We start from the raw sequence: 16,554 nt of genomic DNA, 5'->3' as shown, positions 1-16,554 counted from the left end.
GTCGTCGCAGACCCGTCGCCGTGTGCGACAGGCGACGGCCGGTGCCCACTCATCCGCCCGAATCCTGTCATGACCCATCCAGCCCCCAGTTCTTCCACCGCCGGCATGCGCCGCGTCGCGCTCGCCTGCCTCGCGCTGGCCGGCGCCGCCGGTGCATCACAGGCCAGCGCCGACGACTTCATCGTCTATTCGCCGCACGTGGTGGCGACGCAGAGCGAGATCGAGCTGCGTGGCTATAAGTATGACGATTCGCGCGCCGACTGCCACGGCGGCAGCGCCGCCGAGCTGTCGCTCGCGCATACCTTCAACAGCTGGTGGAAGGCGGAGTTGTACGTCGCCAAGTACCAGAAGGCGCCGGGCGACGGCGAGCACTTGCTGGGCTACGAGTTCGAGAACACGTTCCAGCTCACCCCAGCCGGGGAATACTGGGCCGACTTCGGTTTCCTCGCGGCCTACGAGCACAACACGCGGCCCGGCGAGCCGGACACCGCCGAGTTTGGCCCGCTGATCGAGAAGACCGTCGGCCGCTACACCCACACGGTGAACCTGATCTGGGAGAAGCAACTGGGCACGGGTGCCGCCGGCAAGTACGAGTTCCGCTACGCCTACCAGGGCACGTATACGCTGTCCTCCGCGTTTCGTCCGGGCATCGAGGCCTACGGCCGCCCGTCCGACCACGCCTACCAGGCCGGCCCGGTGATCGCCGGCGACTGGCGCATGCCGGGCACGATGAGCGAGTTCGAATACCGCCTTGGCGTCGTGTTCGGGATCAACGCCCGGGCGCCGCACCGCACCTGGCTGGCGCAGCTGGAATACGAGTTCTTCTGAGGCGCAGCGGTCTGCCTTCGCCGCAACGGCAGCGGCTCCAATCGGAGCCGTTGTCGTCGTGGGTGTCCGCGCGTCAGTGCCCGCCGCCGACCGGCCTGACCTTGGGCGTGAACGGCGGCTTGGCGAGGTAGATCACCGCGATCAGCGCGATGAAGATCCAGCCCAGCACGTGGAACACCTCGTTGAAGGAGATCTGGAAGCTCTGCTGGGTGATCATGCCGTTCAGCACCTCGGCGCCACGCTGCGGATTGCCTTGCCCGACGTGCTGCAGCGCCGCCTGCGCAGTCGGGTTGTAGGGGTTGATGTGTTCGGCCAGTTGCTCGTGGTGGGTCACCGCGCGGCGCGTCCACATCAGCGTGGTGATCGAGGCGGAGAAGCTGCCGCCCAGGGTGCGCAGGAAGGTGGCCAGGCCCGAGCCCGCGGCGATCTCGTTGGTCTGTAGGTCGGACAGCAGGATGGTCAGCGTGGGCATGAAGAACAGCGCCACGCCCAGGCCCTGCCACAGCTGCACCATCGCCACGTGGTAGAAGTCGATCTGCAGGTAGAAGTCCGCGCGCATGAAGCAGGTCGCGCCCATCACCAGGAAGGAGGCGGCGGCGAGCAGGCGCAGGTCCATGCGCGTGGCGTACTTGCCCACGAAGAAGGTCAGCAGCACCGGGATCACGCCCAGCGGCGCGGTGGCGAAGCCGGCCCAGGTCGAGGTGTAGCCCAGGTTCTGCTGCAGCCACAGCGGCACCAGCAGCGCGATCGAGAAGAACGCGGCGTAGCCCAGCACCATCGCCAGCGTGCCGGTGGTGAAGTTGCGGTGGCGGAACAGCTTGAGGTCGACGATCGGATCCTTGTCGGTGAGCTCCCAGATCAGGAACACCGCCAGCGAGATCGCCGAGACGATGCTGGTGATGATGATGAACTGCGAGTTGAACCAGTCCTCGTCGTTGCCCTTGTCCAGCACGACCTGCAACGCGCCCACGCCGATGATGAGCGTGATCAGGCCCACGTAGTCCACCCGCGGTCGTTCCAGCTGTTCGAGCTTCGCGCGCAGCTGGTTCGCGACCACCACGCTGGCGAAGATGCCGATCGGCACGTTGATGAAGAAGATCCACGGCCAGGAATAGTTGTCGGTGATCCAGCCGCCCAGGATCGGGCCGGCGATCGGCGCCACCACCGTCACCATCGACAGCAGCGCCAGCGCCATCCCGCGTTTCTCCGGCGGGTAGGTGCCGATCAAGAGGCTCTGCGTGACCGGGTACATCGGCCCGGCCACTGCGCCCTGCAGCGCGCGGAACAGCAGCAGCATCTCCATGCTCTGCGACACGCCGCACATGAACGAGGTGAGCGAGAACAGCAGGGTGCACCACACGAACAGCTTCACCTCGCCGAAGCGGCGGGTGAGGAAGCCGGTCAGCGGCAGCGAGATCGCCATGCTCACCGCGAACGAGGTGATCACCCAGGTGCTCTGGTCGTTGCTCACGCCCAGGTTGCCGGCGATGGTCGGCAACGACACGTTCGCGATCGTGGTGTCCAGCACCTGCATGAAGGTGGCCAGCGATAGCCCGATCGTGGTGACGGCAAGATTCGGTGGACGGAAGTGGGTGCTCATGGGGTTCGTCGTGGGGTCGGCGTTTCCCTCTCCCGTTTGCGGGAGAGGGTGCCCGGAGGGCGGGAGAGGGTGCGTGCGGAGCGCGGTGTCGCCTGCCCTCTCCCCAGCCCCTCTCCCGCAAGCGGGAAAGGGGCTCGGCTCGTTACTTCGTGCCGCCCGCCATGTTGGCGTGGATGATCTCGGCGATCAGGCCGTCGGCCTTGGCCGCCTGCTTCTCGTAGACATCGGTGCTGAGGATCGGCTGGGCGGGCGGCTGCTGCGCCAGCATCGGGCCGTTCTGGTCGTGCAGGTTCACGTCCACGTTGAGCGACATGCCGATGCGAAGCGGGTGCGCGTCGAGCTGCTTCGGATCGGTGAACACCACGCGCACCGGGATGCGCTGCACGATCTTGATCCAGTTGCCGGTGGCGTTCTGCGCGGGCAGCAGCGAGAACGCGCTGCCGGTGCCGATGCCGAGGCTGGACACCTTGCCCTGGTACTTCACCTTGCCGCCGTAGACGTCGGACTCGATTTCCACCGGCTGGCCGATGCGCATGTGGGTGAGCTGGGTTTCCTTGAAGTTCGCGTCGATCCACACCTCGTGCAGCGGCACCACCGCCATCAGCGGCGTGCCGGGCGCCACGCGCTGGCCCAGCTGCACCGAGCGCATCGCCACGTAGCCGGTCACCGGCGCCACCAGGGTGGTGCGCTCGTCGTCCAGATACGCCGCGCGGAACTTCGCCGCGGCGGCCTGCACGTCGGGATGCGAGGCGACCACGGTGTCGTCCACCAGCACCTTGCTGGTCTGGTACTGCTGCTGGGCGGCGACCAGCGCGCTCTGCGCGGCGGTCAGCTCGTCGCGGGCATGCGACAGCTCCTCCGCGGAGATCGCGCCGGACTTCGCCAGCCCCGTGCGGCGGTCGTAGTCGGCCTTGGCCTTGGCCACCGCCGTCTCGCGCGCGGCGACCAGCGCCTGCTGGCCGCTGACGCTGGAATACAGGCCGCGCACCTTGCGCACCGTGGCGGCGAGGTTCGCCCTGGCCTCGGCCAGCGCCACGTCGGCGTTGGAGCGGTCGAGCTTCACCAGCACGTCGCCCTGCTTCACCAGGTCGCCGTCGTCGGCGCCGATGGTGACCACGGTGCCCGGGATCTGCGGGGTGAGCTGCACCACGTTGCCGCCCACGTAGGCGTCGTCGGTGCCCTCGTACCAGCGGCCGTCGAGGAAGTACCACAGCGCCCAGACGATCGCGGCGAGTACCACGACCGCGGCTAGCGCGCGCAACAGGAAGCCGCGGCGCTTGTTGTTCTGCGGCGGCTGGGCGGCCGGGGTGGCGGCCGCGGTGGGGTTCTGGCTGGACATGGAGCTGCCTCAGGAATGGTGTGCGGATGCGGAGGAAACGGATGCGGCGGGCGCCGGCGCCGGCTGGTCGGGCGTGGGGCGGTAGCCCCCACCGAGGGCCTGGATCAGCTGCACCGAGCGATCGGACTGCTGCGCCTGCAGCGCGGCCATGCGCTGTTCGGCGACGAGCAGCTGCTGGCGCACGCTGAGCGCCTCCAGATAGCTGCCCACGCCGGCCTTGTAGCGCTGTTCGGCGAGCTTCCATGCGTCGCTCGCGGCATCCACGGCGCGCTGCTGCGCGGCGGCCTGCTCCTTCAGCGATTGCAGCGCGTCGATATCGTCGGCCGCCTCGTTGACGGCGCTCACCAGGGTCTGGTTGTACTGCGCTACGGCGAGGTCGTACTGCGCATCCTTGCCGGACAGGTTCGCGCGCAGCCGGCCGCCGTCGAAGATCGGCAGGCTGAGCGACGGGCCCACCTGATAGAACCGCGACGAGGCCTCGAACAGATTGCCGCCGCCCATGCTGAGCAGGCCGGCCATCGCGCCGAGACTCACGTTCGGCAGGAACTCGGTCTTGGCGACCTTGATGTCCTTGCTCGAGGCTTCCACCCGCCAGCGCGCGGCGACCAGATCGGCGCGATGGCCGAGCAGATCCACCGGCAGATTCGCCGGCACACTCAGGGCGGACGGCGCCAACAGCCGCGGTCGGGTGATGTCGAGGCCGCGATCCGGGCCCTTGCCCAGCAGCACCGACAGCGCGGACTGCGCCGCGTCGATGGCGCGGGCGGCCACAGCCTGCTGCTCCTCGGCGCTCGCCACTTCCGCATCGCCCTGCTTCAGCTGCAGCTGGTTGTCGATGCCGGCGGCGACGCGCTGGCGGGTCAGCTCGCGCGACTCGTTCGCGCGCTGCAGTTCGGCCTTCGCCACGTCCTGCTGCGCATAGGCGTAACCCAGCTGCACGTAGGCGCGCGCCACGTTGCCGGACAGCTCGATGCGCGCGGCCTGCGCCTCGACCTCGGCGGCGCGGGCCTGGCCCACCGCCGCTTCCCAGGCGGCGCGCTTGCCGCCCCACAGGTCGAGATCCCACTTGAAGCTGGCGTAGCCGTACTTGGCCATCGAGAAGTGCGCCAGCTTGCTGCCGAACGCGCCCGGCGGACGGGCGCCGGCGATCGCGGCACCGCCATTCACGCTCGGCCTGCGCGCGGCCTCGGCGACGCCGGCCGCGGCCTGCGCCCGCGCGCGCGCGCATCGGCGACGGCGAGGCTGGGGTTGTCGTGCAGCGCCTCGGCGATCAGCGCATCGAGCTGCGGATCGCCGAGCCCGGTCCACCAGTCCGCCTGCGGCCACGCGGCGTCGGACGGTACGTGGGCAAGGCTGCGTCCGGCCTGGAGTGAGGACGGGTCGATCGGCGTACCGTCCGGATGCAGGCCGCCGCTGCTGGCGCAACCGGCCAGCGCGAGGGTCAGTCCGACCGCTGCCGCAAGGAGATGCAGACGCATGAGCTTTCGGTCTCGAAACAGGTGGGGGTAGGGGCCAGTCTTGAATGACACTTGCTTGGACCCGTTCGTCCTGAGCGTAGGCCGAAGGCCGAAGTCGAAGGACATGCCAGTGAAGGGCTGTCCACGCTTGGCGGCGCTTCGACTACGCCCGCGGCGCGGGCTACGCTCAGCGCGAACGGTTGGGAATCGGGTGGTTCTGAGTAAGTGCCATCAGGTCAGTCTTTGTTGCGCAGCGCGAACAGCACGCGCTCCAGGTAGTCGTGCAGCCGGTCGCGCTCATCGGCATCCAGCGAGGCTTGGGCCGCGGCCAGCACATGCTCGTTGCAGCCGTTGAGCTGCCGCCACAGCGCATCGCCCGCGTCGGTGAGTTCGATGCGCAGCGCGCGCCGGTCCTGCTGGTGCGGGCGCCGGCGCAAGTAACCCCGGCGCTCGAGCTGGTCGAGCTGGCGGGTCATCGCGCCGCCGTCCAACTCCACCGAGCGGGCCAGCTCGGTGGCGCTCATCGGACCCAGCCGGGCCAGCCGTTTGAGTATCAGGAACTGCGTGAATTTCAGCTCCAGGCCCTTGGTCGCGATCTCCGCCTCCATGGCGCGCACGATCTCGGCGCGCACCAGGCCCAGCAGGACGCCGAGGCTCTCGCGCGGGCTGGAGAAGGCGATGGATTCGGTGTTCATGGCCGCGCATTCTATTGCCGAAAGTATATTTGTCAAGGCAAATATGTGTGCGTCGAATTTTGTCCCGGCAAGATCAGCCGTGGCGCTGCCGGCGCGCCTCCAGTTCGTCGCGCACCATCTCGGCCAAGGCCGGGTCGCGGATCGCGAACAGCTCGAACACGCCCAGCGCCTGCAACGCGGGCAGCACGGCCAGCAGGCGGGGTTCGGCGCGGCGGCGCGCGGCTTCCGGCGTGGCCGGATCGAGCATCTCGTGGGCGCAGGCGACGAAGGTTTCCAGCGGCGAACGGTACGGAACGGCAACGGACAGCGTGGACGAGGGCATGCGGACTCTCCGGTGGGGACGCCAGGGCGGCGAACGGGGAGGCGGGAAACCGCGGGCGAGGGCAGCGGCAGCGCGATCCGGCAGTCGGCGCCGGACGTCGGCCAGCTTACGCACGCGCTGCGGCAAACTGATAACGTTACTTGGTCAACAAATGTCGAGAATCGGACATGGGCGCCTGGCACCAGCAACTGCACGACCGCATCGAGAGCGCCGACGGCCCCGCCGTGATCGCCTACTGGGACGAGGGCGAGGCGGCCAGCGAGCAGGACGGGGAAACCCGTACGCACGACTGGCACCGCCACCTGCGCGGGCAGGTGTACTGCATCGAGAGCGGCCTGCTGCACGTGCACACCCGCTACGGTTCCTGGCTGCTGCCGCCGCACCGCGCCGGCTGGATGCCGCCCGGCGAACTGCACACGGTGAGCGTAAGCGGGCCGATGAGCGGCTGGGGCCTGTTCATCGCGCCCGAGGTGTGCCCGGGTCTGCCCGAGCGCCCTTGCGTGCTCGGCACCAGCGAGCTGATGCGCGCGCTGGTGCGGCGCGCCAGCAGCTGGGTGCTGGCCGAGCGCCTGCAACCGGAACAGGAGCGCGTGTCCGTGGTGTTGCTGGACGAGTTGCGCTGCGCGCCGCAGGAGCCGCTGCACCTGCCGATGCCGGTCGACCGCCGCCTGCTGCGCATCGCCCATGCGGTGCTGAAGACGCCGCAGGACAACCGCAGCCTGGAGGACTGGGCCGGGCACGCCGGCCTGTCGGCGCGCAGCCTCAGCCGCCTGTTCCGCCACGAGACCGCGCTGAGTTTCGCGCAGTGGCGCCAGCAGGCGCGGCTGAGCCGCGCGCTGGAACGGCTGGCCGAAGGCATGCCGGTGGCGCAGGTGGCCGAGGCCACCGGCTACGCCAACACCAGCGCCTTCATCGCGATGTTCCGCCGTGCCTGCGGGCAGTCGCCGGCGCGCTACTTCGAGCGCGCGCCGGCGGTGGCCGCCTGAGCCGGCCTCGCTCAGCGCCGGTCCTCCGGCAGTTCGTCGCGCACCATCGCGGCCAGCGCCGGATCGCGGATCGCGAACAGTTCGAACACGCCCAGCGCCTGCAGCGTGGGCAGCAGGGCGAGCAGCCGCGGCTCGGCCTCGCGGCGCACCGGCTCGGGCGTGGCCGGATCCAGCATCAGTTGCGCGTTGACCACGAAATCGGTCAGCGCATCGGGTTCCGCCAGCACGCGGCTGGCGGCTTCGCGGTCGGTGATCAGCAACGACATGTCGATCTCCTTGCATGACAACAGGGACGTGGGACGTGGCCCCGACGTTACCGACGGCGCACGCGGAGGTTCCATCCGGAGCGTGCTGGGAGCGGGATACGAGGAGGCGAAGGGGTTGCGCGTTGCACGCAACCGCGGGACATCCCGGCCCGGCAGGTGCCGTCCATGACGGACGGGCCGGGACATCCGTTGGATCTGGGGAGTAGCGTCACCATAAATCCTAGGCCAGCACCATGGGGAGACAGTTCCCGCTGCTGGTATTCCCACTACCTCCCCTCGGCCCTACACGCATGCAGCATTCCCGGCAACGCACCGAGTTGAAGGCCTTCCTGCGCACTCGCCGCGCCGCGCTCGCGCCCGAGGCGGTGGGACTGCAGCGTGGCGGGCGCCGGCTCACGCCCGGCCTGCGCCGCGAGGAAGTGGCCGCGCTGGCCGAGGTGGGCCTCACCTGGTACACGTGGCTGGAGCAGGGGCGCGCGATCAACGTGTCCGCGGCGGCGCTGGCGCGCATCGCGCGGGCGCTGCGGCTGGACGCCACCGACGAGGCCTACCTGTTCTCGCTGGCCGGGCTGGCGCGCGCGGAACCGGTGCGCAACCACGTGGTGCTGCCGCCCTCGGTGCAGGGCGTGCTCGACCTGTACCAGGCGCCGGCCTTCGTGCTCGATCCGGTGTTCGACGTACTGGCCTGCAATGCGCTGGCCGAGCGGCTGTACCAGTTCGGCGAGTTCCACGGCCGCTTCGCCGCCAACCACCTGTGGAACGCGTTCATGAACCCGGCGCGGCGGCGGCTGTACGAACCCTGCTTCGAACCGGGCATGCTCAACCTGCTCGGCATCTTCCGCATGAACCAGGCGGCGCATCCCGACGATCCACGCTTCGATGCGCTGATCGAAGCGCTCGCCGCGGCCAGCCCCGAGTTCGTCTCGCTGTGGCAGCGCCATCAAGTCACGCCGCTGACGGCCTGGATCGCGCATTTCCGCCACCCGGAATTCGGCGAGGTGCGCGTGCACTCCAACCGTTTCCCGCTGCGCGACGCCGACGGCACCGCCAGTGGCGCCACCGCGTTCTTCTTCGTGCCGGAGGACGCCGCGACCGCGGCCAGCTTCGCGTGCATCGCGCGCCGGCTGCAGCATGCGGACGAGGTGGAGCCGGAGCCGGCCTGATAAGACGTGTTTATCGTCACCATCATCAAAACCGTCTTGGCTTATCGATGCGGGCCGGCCTAGCATGCGGCGTCGCTCATCCGCGTCGCCACGCATCGAGGTCGCCATGCTACGTTCGCTGCTCTCCGGATTGCTCGTGCTCAGCCTGCTGCCCGCCGCTGCGATGGCGGCCGACAACCCGGCGCCCCCCATCACCGCCGCCGGCGCGTTCCACCCGGTGCCGCACGCGGCCTACCTGCCCGACCGCAACGCCACCTACAAGGTGGTGTTCTCGATGACCAAGCCGAGTGACAAGCCCGACCACGTCAATCCCGCGCTGGAGCGCGTGGCGCGCACGGTGAACCTGTACGCCGCTTCGGGCGTGCCGCTAGCCCACCTGAAGTTCGTCGCCATCGCCTACGGCCCGGCCACCGCGCTGGTGCTGGACGACGCGCACTACCGCGCGAAGTTCGGCGTGGCCAACCCCAACCTCGCCGCGATCGCGCAGCTGCGCAAGGCCGGCGTCACGGTGGCGGTGTGCGGGCAGGCGGTGATCGAGAACCACTTCGAGGACGCCTGGGTGGCGAAGGACGTGGAGGTGGCGCTGTCCGCGCTCACCACGATCACCGAACTGCAGCAGCAGGGCTATGCGCTGATGCCCCTGTAACCCATCGGGTTACAGGGGCATCAGCCGGGCCATGGATGGCCCGACGTCGAACAGGCGCGGCACGCGCCTGTTCGAGCGGAGCCGAGTCCGGCCTTGCCGGACTCGGCGAGCCAAAAAAGTGCAGGACGCACTTTTTTGGCATCAAGCAAGCGCTCTTGCTCTGTTGCTTTTGGGGAAAACCGATGAAGCAAACACACTCATGGATGGCTGCCCTCGTGCTGGCCGCAACCTGCGTCACCGCCCAGGCCGCCACCCAAACCCAACCCGACTACCTCCCCCCCTGGAACCCGCCACCCGCCGGCCTGCAATTCAGCGTGCCGCCGTTCGACGCCATCGCCGACCTGCACGGTGACGTGGTCGATCCGCAGCTCACGGTGTTCTTCGCCGGCAACCAGTTCATGGTAGTGCACGACCTGGTCGCCGCGTTCAAGGCGGCGCACCCCGCGTACCAGCGCGTGTTCGTGGAAACGCTGCCACCCGGCATCCTGGCGAAGCAGATCGAGAGCGGCGCGCTGGTGATGGGCAACCTGCGCCTCGCGCTGAAGCCGGACGTCTATACGGCCGGAAAGGGCGCGGTCGAGCGCCTGCAGAAGGAACACGGCTGGTTCGCCGCCAGCGCCGACTACGCGCGCAACCCGCTGGCGATCCTGGTGGCGAAGGGCAATCCCAAGCACATCGAAGGGCTGAAGGATCTCGGCCGCCCCGACGTGCGGGTGAGCATGCCGAACCCGGCCTGGGAAGGCATCGCGAAGCAGATCGAGGCCGGCTACCGCAAGGCCGGCGGCGAGACGCTGGACCACGCGGTCATGGTGACCAAGGTGCAGGACGGCAGCACCTTCCTCACCACCATCCACCACCGGCAGTCGCCGCTGCGCGTGCTGCAGGGCGAGTCGGACGCAGCGCCGGTGTGGTCCACCGAGGCGTACTTCCAAGAGCAGATCCTGCATCACCCGGTCGAGACGGTGGCGATCCCCGCGGCGCAGAATGCCGTCGCCACCTATACCGCCGTGCGCCTGAAGGCCGCACCGCATCCGCAGGCGGCCAAGGATTTCCTCGCCTTCATGCAGAGCCCGACGGCGCAGGCGATCTACCGCAAGTACGGCTTCCAGCCGCTGAAGTGAGGTCTGCCATGCTGCGCATCCTTGCCCTGCTCGCTCTGCTGGCGCCACTGGTCGCCGGCGCCACCGATGCCGCCACGAGTGCCGCCAAGATCGTCAAGCAAGGCAACGGCAAGGGCGCCGCGCCCTGCATGGCCTGCCACGGTGTCGACGGTGGCGGCATGGAAGCCACCGGCTATCCGCGCCTCGCCGGGCTCGATGCGGCCTACCTGCAGCGCCAGCTCGACGATTTCGCGAACGGCACGCGTGCGAACTCGGTGATGCAGCCGAACGCCAGCGCGCTCAGCGAAGACGAGCGCGCGGCCCTGGCGAAGTACTACAGCGCGATGCCGCTGCCCGCGCGCTTCGCCAAGCCGGCAACGGCACCCGATGCCAAGGGCGAACGGCTGGCCACGCGCGGCGACTGGAGTCGCGAGCTGCCAGGTTGCGTGCAATGCCACGCGCCCGGCGGCGTGGGCGTGGGCGCGAGCTTCCCGCCGCTGGCCGGCCAACCCGCGGCCTACATCGAAGCGCAGCTGCGCGCATGGCAGCAGGGCACGCGCCACAACGATCCGCTGGCGCTGATGCAGCACGTCGCGAAGCAGCTCACGCCGCAGGAGATCCAGGCCGTGGCCGGCTGGTTCGCCGCGCAGCCGCTGCCGGCCACAGGGAGCACGCCATGAAACATTTGCCGATCATGCTGCTCGGCGCGCTGGTGCTCACTGCGTGTTCGCATCCGGCGCCCGAAGCGCCGGCCGCCGCGAAGCCCGCGCCAGCCGCCAGCGTCGCGAAAACGACGAGTGAGCCGGCGCAGGCCAAGGCGCCGCCGGCGTTCACGCCACCCGCCGAGTCCGCTATTCCCACCGGCCCGCTGGGCGACGAGATCCGCCGCGGCATGGCGATCTTCACCGACACGCCGGAACACGCGCACGACTACGTGGGCAACGGCCTCAGCTGCAGCAACTGCCACCTCGACGCGGGTCGTCTCGCGAACTCCGCGCCGTTGTGGGGCGCGTGGGGCGTGTACCCGCAGTACCGCAAGAAGAACGGCCGCGTGAACAGCTTCGGCGAACGCCTGCAGGGTTGCTTCCGTTTCAGCATGAACGGCAAGGCGCCGCCACTGGACAGCGACGTGATCGTGGCGCTGCAAACCTACGCGTGGTGGATGGCGAAGGGCGCGCCCACGGGCGAGAAACTGGCCGGCGCGGGTTACCCCAAGCAGGGCTTCAAGCCGCCGCAGCCGCCCGACTACGCGCGCGGCGCCGCGGTCTACGCGAAGGACTGCGCGCTGTGCCACGGCGCCAACGGCCAGGGCCAGCAGGTGGCCGGGCGCAACGTGTTCCCGCCGCTGTGGGGGCCGCAGTCCTTCAACTGGGGCGCGGGCATGCACGAGCTCGACAACGCCGCCGCCTTCATCAAGGCGAACATGCCGCTCAGCCGCGGCGGCACGCTCAGCGACCAGGACGCCTGGGACGTGGCGATGTACATGGACGCGCATGAGCGCCCGCAGGATCCGCGCTACGCCGGCGATGTCGCCGCCACCCGCGCGAAGTACCACGACACCCCGATGTCGCTGTACGGCACCACGGTGAACGGTCACCTGCTCGGCAGCGGGACGGCGAAATGAGCACGCCCGTGCATCGCCTCACGCCCGCGTTCGGCGTGGCCGGGCAACTCGATGCGGACGACATCGCCGCGCTGGCCGCGCAAGGCTGGCGCAGCCTGGTCTGCAACCGTCCTGACGGCGAGACGGCAGACCAGCCGGCCAGTGCCGAACTCGTGCAGGCCGCGGCCGCGCATGGCCTCGCGTGGCGTCACATCCCCGTCGTCTCCGGGCAATGGCGCGACGCCGATGTCGCCGCGTTCGCCGAGGCGATGCGCACGCTGCCCGCGCCGGTGCTGGCGTTCTGCCGCACGGGCACGCGCTCGATCCACCTGTGGGCGTTGGCGATGGCGGACACGCTGGATGCCGAAAGCCTCCAACGCATCGCCGCCGATGCCGGCTACGTGTTGCACCCCGCGGTGCTGCGTCGCGCACCGGGTGCGCTGCGCTGATGCTGTCCGCCGACCTGCTTGCGCTGGCCTGCGGCGGGCTGGTGGGCTTCTCGCTGGCGTTGATCGGCGGCGGCGGTTCCATCCTCGCCACGCCGATGCTGCTCTACGTGGTGGGCCTGCCCGACCCGCACCTGGCGATCGGCACCAGCGCCGTGGCGGTGGGCGCGAACGCCTGGGCGAACCTGTTCCCGCACGCGCGCGCCGGCCACGTGCGCTGGCCGGCCGCGCTGGCGTTCGCGGCGGCCGGTGTGCTGGGTGCATTCACCGGCTCCAGCCTGGGCAAGCGCGTGGATGGTCACCATCTGCTCGTGCTGTTCGCGGTCCTGATGCTGGTGGTGGCGGTGCTGATGCTGCGCGGCCGGCGCAACGGCGCGGAAAGCGGTTACCCGAAGCCGCGGCTGTTTCCCCGGCTCGGCGCCACCGGTTTCGGCGCGGGCATGTTGTCCGGCTTCTTCGGCATCGGCGGCGGCTTCCTGATCGTGCCGGGGCTGATCTTCGCGAGCGGCATGGAGATCATCGCGGCGATCGGCAGCTCGCTGGTCGCGGTGGGCGCGTTCGCCTCCACCACCGCGATCAACTACGCCGCCTCCAGCCTGGTCGACTGGCGCGTGGCCGCGCTGTTCGTGGCCGGCGGCATCGTCGGCGGCTGGCTCGGTGCCCGCCTCGCGCGGCGTCTGGCGCGCACTCGTGGCGCGCTCAACCTGGTGTTCGCGCTGGCCATCGTGGCCGTGGCCGTGTACATGCTGGTGCGCAACCTGCATTTCTGAGCGCCGCTTGTGAACCTCGGTCCTTTCGCTTTTTCCACCGGCCTGATCGCCCTGCTGTTCGGCCTGGTCGCCGCGCTCGCCACCGCCGGCTTCCTGCGCAAGCGCGGCCTGCCCGACGCCGGCGCCGCCTTGTACCTGGCCCTGATCGCCGGCCTGCTGCTGGCGCGCGTGGCCTACGTGCTGCGCTGGCGGCAGCAATATCTGGAGCAGCCGTTCGGCATCCTCAACCTGCGCGACGGCGGCTTCGATCCCGCGGCCGGGCTGGTCGGCCTGGTGCTGGCGGCGCTGCTGATCGGCTGGCGTCGTCCCACCCTGCGCAAGGCACTGGCCGCGGGTGCGCTGGCGGGCTTGGCGGCCTGGGGCTTCGCCACGCTGACGGCGCAGCTCCTTCGCGAGGCGACGCGGCAGCCCATGCCCGCCGTGGTGCTGCGCGATCTTGAAGGGCACGAGGTGGTCATGCAGTCGCTGCGCGGCAAGCCGCTGGTCGTCAACCTCTGGGCCACCTGGTGCGGGCCGTGCCGCAGCGAATTGCCGATGCTGGTGGAGGCGCAGCGTCGGATGCCGCAGCTGCGCTTCGTGTTCGCCGACCAAGGCGAAGACGCCGCGACCGTGGCGGACTATCTGCGCCGGGAGCGATTGGCGCCGCAACTGGTGCTGATCGATGGCAAGCTCGAGTTGTCCGCCCGTTACGGCGTGCACGGCTATCCCACCACGTTGTTCCTGGACGCCGACGGCATCCTGCGCGACCAGCACATGGGCGAACTGTCGCGCGCCACCCTGGCCGACCGGCTGCGGCGCATCGCGCCGCAGCCGGCGACGCTCACTGCGCCGGACGCTGCTTCACATACGTACTGAACAACTCGTCGATGCGCCGGTACTCGTCGTACCAGTCGTCGGCGTGCTTGAAGTCGTGGCGTTCCAGCGGGTACAGCGAGATCCAGAAGTCCTTCTTGTGCAGTTCGACGAAGCGCTGGTACAGGCGGATCGAGTCGCTGGCCAGCACGTTGTCGTCGATCAGGCCGTGTTCGATCAGCAGCGGATCCTGCAGGTTCTGCGCGTATTCGATCGGAGAACTCGTCTTGTAGGCCTCGGGGTCGAGCTGCGGGTCGTTCAAGATGTTCGAGGTGTACTCGTGGTTGTAGGTGACCCAGTCCGACGGCGGGCGCAACGCGGCGCCGGCCGCGAATTCGCCGGGTGCGCGCAGCAGCGCCATCTCGGTCATGAAGCCGCCGTAGCTGCCGCCGTAGATGCCCACGCGTTTCGGGTCGACGCCGTGGTGCTTGACCAGCCAGGCCTTGCCGTCGAGCAGGTCTTCCAGTTCCGGATGGCCCATGTTGCGGTAGATCGCGGTGCGCCAGTCGCGGCCGTAGCCGGCGGAGCCGCGGTAGTCCAGGTCCAGCACCACGTAGCCCTGCTGCACCAGCAGGTTCTGGAACATCTGCTCGCGGATGTAATACGTCTCCTGCTTCGACACGTCCTGCAGGTAGCCCGCGCCGTGCACGAAGAGCACCGCGGGGCGTGAATCAGGCGAATCGGTTTCGTTCGCGGGGCCGTAGTACTTCGCGTAGACCGTGCCGGCGCCGTGGCTGGAGGGTACCTCGACGAACTGCGGCTGGATCCAGGCGCGCGCGGTGTACGCGCTCTTCATGGTGTCGGTGAGTTCGCGTGGCGTGCCGCCGCCGGCGTTCTGCACCGCGAGCTGGCTGAGCAGGTATGGCGCGGAATGCAGCACGGCGAGCTGGTTGCCTTCGGGCGACAGCGTGAAATCGTCCACGCCTTCGTACTGCGTCACGCGCGCCAGCTCGCCGCCGCTTGCAGGCACGCGGTAGACGTCGTAGCTGTGCGGCGCGGTCTTGTTCGCCAGCAGGTAGAACCACTTGCCGTCGGGGCTGAGCGCGGGTTGGCTCATTTCGTAGCGCGTGTTGTCGGTGAGCGCACTGGCCTTGCCGTCCAGCGGTTTCACGTAGAGCCGCGACCAGCCACTGGCCTCGCTGAGGTACCACAGCGTGCGGCCGTCCTTGAGCCAGCCGAAGTCGTTGAAGCTCCAGTTGATCCAGGCGTTGTCGTGCAGGCGGTCCTGCGCCACCAGCGCGTGGTTCGCGAAATCGACGCTGGCGATCCAGCGGTCCTTGTTGTCGATCGCGCGCAGTTGCACGGCGGCCTGGCTGCCGTCCTCGCTCCACACGATGCCGCCGCCGCTGCCCTGGTTGGCGATGGTGACCGGGCGCACCGCGGGCGCCTTCAGCGCCTTGGCTTCGTCCGCGTGGCCGGCCTTTTCCAGCGTGGCGATGGTCCGGTCGCGGATCGCCTTCAGCGGGTCGTCCTTGATGCCGGGCAGAGTGTCGGTGGCGAGCGGCCAGACCTTGTGCGCGGCGAGATCGAGCAGCAGCAGCGACTGCGGCGCCGGATCGTCGCGGCCCACGTAGTCGCGGGCCTTCTGCAACTCGGTATAGCCGGAGTCGGTGACGTAGTGGATCACCCCCGGGGCCTTGCCGTCGTCGTGGTGCGCGGGCTCGGTGATCACCAGCATCCAGCGGCCATCGGGCGACAGCTCGGTGTCCACCGCCTTGACCTTGTCGCCCAGCCAGAACGGCTGCGGCGCGCGGCTGGCGTCGGCGGCTTCCAGCGCCTGCTGCTGCGCGCGGTGCGCGTCGCGGTCGGCCTTCATCTCGCGCAGCGTGCTGAACAGTTCCAGCTGCTGGCGTTCCAGCGCGTCGGGTTTTTTCGCTTGCGGGTCGTCGGCGAACTTCAGGATCGCCGCGGGTGAAGTGACGCCGCTGGCGAGGTCGTAGCCGTACCAGTCGTTGCCGTCGCGGAACTGCAGCGTGCGGCCGTCGGCGGAGAACTGCGGCGCGGATTCCGGCTGCGGCGTGCGTGTGACCTGCACGCGGCGGCCGCTGGCGAGATCGACCAGGAACACGTCACCGTGCAGGATGAAGGCGGCATGCGTGTGGCTGCGGTCGTACACCGCGGGGCCGTCGGCCTGCGCCATCGCAGCAGGGTCCAGCTTCGTCGCCGCACCGCCCGTCGCGCTCACCTGATAGAGATCGCGCACGCTATCGCCGTCGCGCTTCAGCGTGTAGTAGAGGCTCTTGCCGTCCACACTCCAGTACGGACTCTCCACCGCGTGGCCGATCCAGTCGGGGCTGGCCATGATGGTGGCCAGGTCCAGCGGTGCGCCGGCAGCGCTCGGTGTCGCGGGGGCGGCGAAGCTCGCCGCGGGCAGCGTGGCGAGGGCGATCAGGCCGGCGAGCAGCAATCGGCGCATGGGAGTTCCTGGCGGGGAAAACTTCAGGATACCGGGCGCGGCGAAGGCGCAGCCGCCCCTGTGCC

General features: G+C 69.5%; 16 protein-coding genes and 1 pseudogene. 10 read left to right on the top strand and 7 right to left on the bottom strand.

All coding sequences use genetic code 11. From position 1 onward, the window contains the following. The first annotated feature begins 69 nt into the window (after positions 1-69). Complete coding sequence (locus tag AB7878_RS08470) at positions 70-828, top strand: hypothetical protein (protein ID WP_369493939.1); 759 nt, start codon at positions 70-72, stop codon at positions 826-828. A gap of 73 nt (positions 829-901) precedes the next feature. On the opposite strand, the gene AB7878_RS08465 is transcribed toward AB7878_RS08470, so the two are convergent. From AB7878_RS08465 to AB7878_RS08445, 5 genes and pseudogenes are all read right to left on the bottom strand, one after another. Next, a complete protein-coding gene (locus AB7878_RS08465) occupies positions 902-2,428 on the bottom strand; it encodes a DHA2 family efflux MFS transporter permease subunit (protein WP_369493938.1) in 1,527 nt (508 codons plus the stop codon). Positions 2,429-2,570: 142 nt separating this feature from the next. Continuing rightward, positions 2,571-3,767, bottom strand: coding sequence for an HlyD family secretion protein (locus AB7878_RS08460; protein ID WP_369493937.1), 1,197 nt, complete (start codon positions 3,765-3,767; stop codon positions 2,571-2,573). 9 nt (positions 3,768-3,776) lie between these two features. Beyond that, positions 3,777-5,245 (bottom strand): annotated as a pseudogene (locus AB7878_RS08455) (efflux transporter outer membrane subunit). Positions 5,246-5,460: 215 nt separating this feature from the next. Then, positions 5,461-5,919: a MarR family winged helix-turn-helix transcriptional regulator gene (locus AB7878_RS08450; RefSeq protein ID WP_369493936.1), complete on the bottom strand. Its 459-nt coding sequence runs from the start codon at positions 5,917-5,919 to the stop codon at positions 5,461-5,463. Positions 5,920-5,992: 73 nt separating this feature from the next. Continuing rightward, the gene (locus AB7878_RS08445; protein ID WP_369493935.1) at positions 5,993-6,241 is read right to left on the bottom strand and encodes a hypothetical protein; all 249 of its coding nucleotides are present in this window, start codon (positions 6,239-6,241) and stop codon (positions 5,993-5,995) included. A gap of 167 nt (positions 6,242-6,408) precedes the next feature. On the opposite strand from AB7878_RS08445, the gene AB7878_RS08440 reads away from it, so the two are divergent. Beyond that, positions 6,409-7,227, top strand: coding sequence for an AraC family transcriptional regulator (locus tag AB7878_RS08440; protein WP_369493934.1), 819 nt, complete (start codon positions 6,409-6,411; stop codon positions 7,225-7,227). Positions 7,228-7,238: 11 nt separating this feature from the next. On the opposite strand, the gene AB7878_RS08435 is transcribed toward AB7878_RS08440, so the two are convergent. Continuing rightward, the gene (locus AB7878_RS08435) at positions 7,239-7,493 is read right to left on the bottom strand and encodes a hypothetical protein (RefSeq protein WP_077484037.1); all 255 of its coding nucleotides are present in this window, start codon (positions 7,491-7,493) and stop codon (positions 7,239-7,241) included. A gap of 290 nt (positions 7,494-7,783) precedes the next feature. On the opposite strand from AB7878_RS08435, the gene AB7878_RS08430 reads away from it, so the two are divergent. From AB7878_RS08430 to AB7878_RS08395, 8 genes are all read left to right on the top strand, one after another. Next, the gene (locus tag AB7878_RS08430) at positions 7,784-8,656 is read left to right on the top strand and encodes a helix-turn-helix transcriptional regulator (RefSeq protein WP_369493933.1); all 873 of its coding nucleotides are present in this window, start codon (positions 7,784-7,786) and stop codon (positions 8,654-8,656) included. A 106-nt stretch (positions 8,657-8,762) separates the two neighbouring features. Continuing rightward, positions 8,763-9,302 (top strand): DsrE family protein, encoded by a 540-nt coding sequence (locus AB7878_RS08425; RefSeq protein ID WP_369493932.1) that lies wholly within the window; start codon positions 8,763-8,765, stop codon positions 9,300-9,302. A gap of 182 nt (positions 9,303-9,484) precedes the next feature. Beyond that, entirely contained in the window at positions 9,485-10,423 is a 939-nt protein-coding gene (locus AB7878_RS08420; RefSeq protein ID WP_369493931.1) for a substrate-binding domain-containing protein, read from the top strand. 8 nt (positions 10,424-10,431) lie between these two features. Beyond that, the gene (locus AB7878_RS08415) at positions 10,432-11,082 is read left to right on the top strand and encodes a c-type cytochrome (RefSeq protein WP_369493930.1); all 651 of its coding nucleotides are present in this window, start codon (positions 10,432-10,434) and stop codon (positions 11,080-11,082) included. Next, positions 11,079-12,026 (top strand): c-type cytochrome, encoded by a 948-nt coding sequence (locus tag AB7878_RS08410; protein ID WP_369493929.1) that lies wholly within the window; start codon positions 11,079-11,081, stop codon positions 12,024-12,026. Before AB7878_RS08415 ends, AB7878_RS08410 begins: the two co-directional genes overlap by 4 nt. Beyond that, entirely contained in the window at positions 12,023-12,454 is a 432-nt protein-coding gene (locus AB7878_RS08405) for a protein tyrosine phosphatase family protein (protein ID WP_369493928.1), read from the top strand. The genes AB7878_RS08410 and AB7878_RS08405 overlap by 4 nt, the downstream gene beginning before the upstream one ends. Further along, the gene (locus AB7878_RS08400) at positions 12,454-13,221 is read left to right on the top strand and encodes a sulfite exporter TauE/SafE family protein (protein WP_369493927.1); all 768 of its coding nucleotides are present in this window, start codon (positions 12,454-12,456) and stop codon (positions 13,219-13,221) included. Before AB7878_RS08405 ends, AB7878_RS08400 begins: the two co-directional genes overlap by 1 nt. Positions 13,222-13,230: 9 nt before the next feature. Next, positions 13,231-14,076 (top strand): TlpA family protein disulfide reductase, encoded by an 846-nt coding sequence (locus tag AB7878_RS08395; RefSeq protein ID WP_369493926.1) that lies wholly within the window; start codon positions 13,231-13,233, stop codon positions 14,074-14,076. Here AB7878_RS08395 and AB7878_RS08390 read toward each other — a convergent pair. Then, on the bottom strand, positions 14,042-16,489 hold the full coding sequence (locus AB7878_RS08390) for a S9 family peptidase (protein WP_369493925.1): 2,448 nt from the start codon (positions 16,487-16,489) through the stop codon (positions 14,042-14,044). The genes AB7878_RS08395 and AB7878_RS08390 overlap by 35 nt on opposite strands. Between the last annotated feature and the right edge of the window lie 65 nt (positions 16,490-16,554).

The organism is Rhodanobacter humi (assembly GCF_041107455.1).
GTDB lineage: Bacteria > Pseudomonadota > Gammaproteobacteria > Xanthomonadales > Rhodanobacteraceae > Rhodanobacter_A.
This window is presented reverse-complemented; position numbering and strand designations above follow the sequence as displayed.

Excerpts from the sequence above, each read along its gene's own strand:
- AB7878_RS08470 (WP_369493939.1), top strand. The coding sequence starts at position 70 with ATGACCCATCCAGCCCCCAGTTCTTCCACCGCCGGCATGCGCCGCGTC.
- AB7878_RS08465 (WP_369493938.1), bottom strand. The coding sequence starts at position 2,428 with ATGAGCACCCACTTCCGTCCACCGAATCTTGCCGTCACCACGATCGGG.
- AB7878_RS08460 (WP_369493937.1), bottom strand. The coding sequence starts at position 3,767 with ATGTCCAGCCAGAACCCCACCGCGGCCGCCACCCCGGCCGCCCAGCCG.
- AB7878_RS08450 (WP_369493936.1), bottom strand. The coding sequence starts at position 5,919 with ATGAACACCGAATCCATCGCCTTCTCCAGCCCGCGCGAGAGCCTCGGC.
- AB7878_RS08445 (WP_369493935.1), bottom strand. The coding sequence starts at position 6,241 with ATGCCCTCGTCCACGCTGTCCGTTGCCGTTCCGTACCGTTCGCCGCTG.
- AB7878_RS08440 (WP_369493934.1), top strand. The coding sequence starts at position 6,409 with ATGGGCGCCTGGCACCAGCAACTGCACGACCGCATCGAGAGCGCCGAC.
- AB7878_RS08435 (WP_077484037.1), bottom strand. The coding sequence starts at position 7,493 with ATGTCGTTGCTGATCACCGACCGCGAAGCCGCCAGCCGCGTGCTGGCG.
- AB7878_RS08430 (WP_369493933.1), top strand. The coding sequence starts at position 7,784 with ATGCAGCATTCCCGGCAACGCACCGAGTTGAAGGCCTTCCTGCGCACT.
- AB7878_RS08425 (WP_369493932.1), top strand. The coding sequence starts at position 8,763 with ATGCTACGTTCGCTGCTCTCCGGATTGCTCGTGCTCAGCCTGCTGCCC.
- AB7878_RS08420 (WP_369493931.1), top strand. The coding sequence starts at position 9,485 with ATGAAGCAAACACACTCATGGATGGCTGCCCTCGTGCTGGCCGCAACC.
- AB7878_RS08415 (WP_369493930.1), top strand. The coding sequence starts at position 10,432 with ATGCTGCGCATCCTTGCCCTGCTCGCTCTGCTGGCGCCACTGGTCGCC.
- AB7878_RS08410 (WP_369493929.1), top strand. The coding sequence starts at position 11,079 with ATGAAACATTTGCCGATCATGCTGCTCGGCGCGCTGGTGCTCACTGCG.
- AB7878_RS08405 (WP_369493928.1), top strand. The coding sequence starts at position 12,023 with ATGAGCACGCCCGTGCATCGCCTCACGCCCGCGTTCGGCGTGGCCGGG.
- AB7878_RS08400 (WP_369493927.1), top strand. The coding sequence starts at position 12,454 with ATGCTGTCCGCCGACCTGCTTGCGCTGGCCTGCGGCGGGCTGGTGGGC.
- AB7878_RS08390 (WP_369493925.1), bottom strand. The coding sequence starts at position 16,489 with ATGCGCCGATTGCTGCTCGCCGGCCTGATCGCCCTCGCCACGCTGCCC.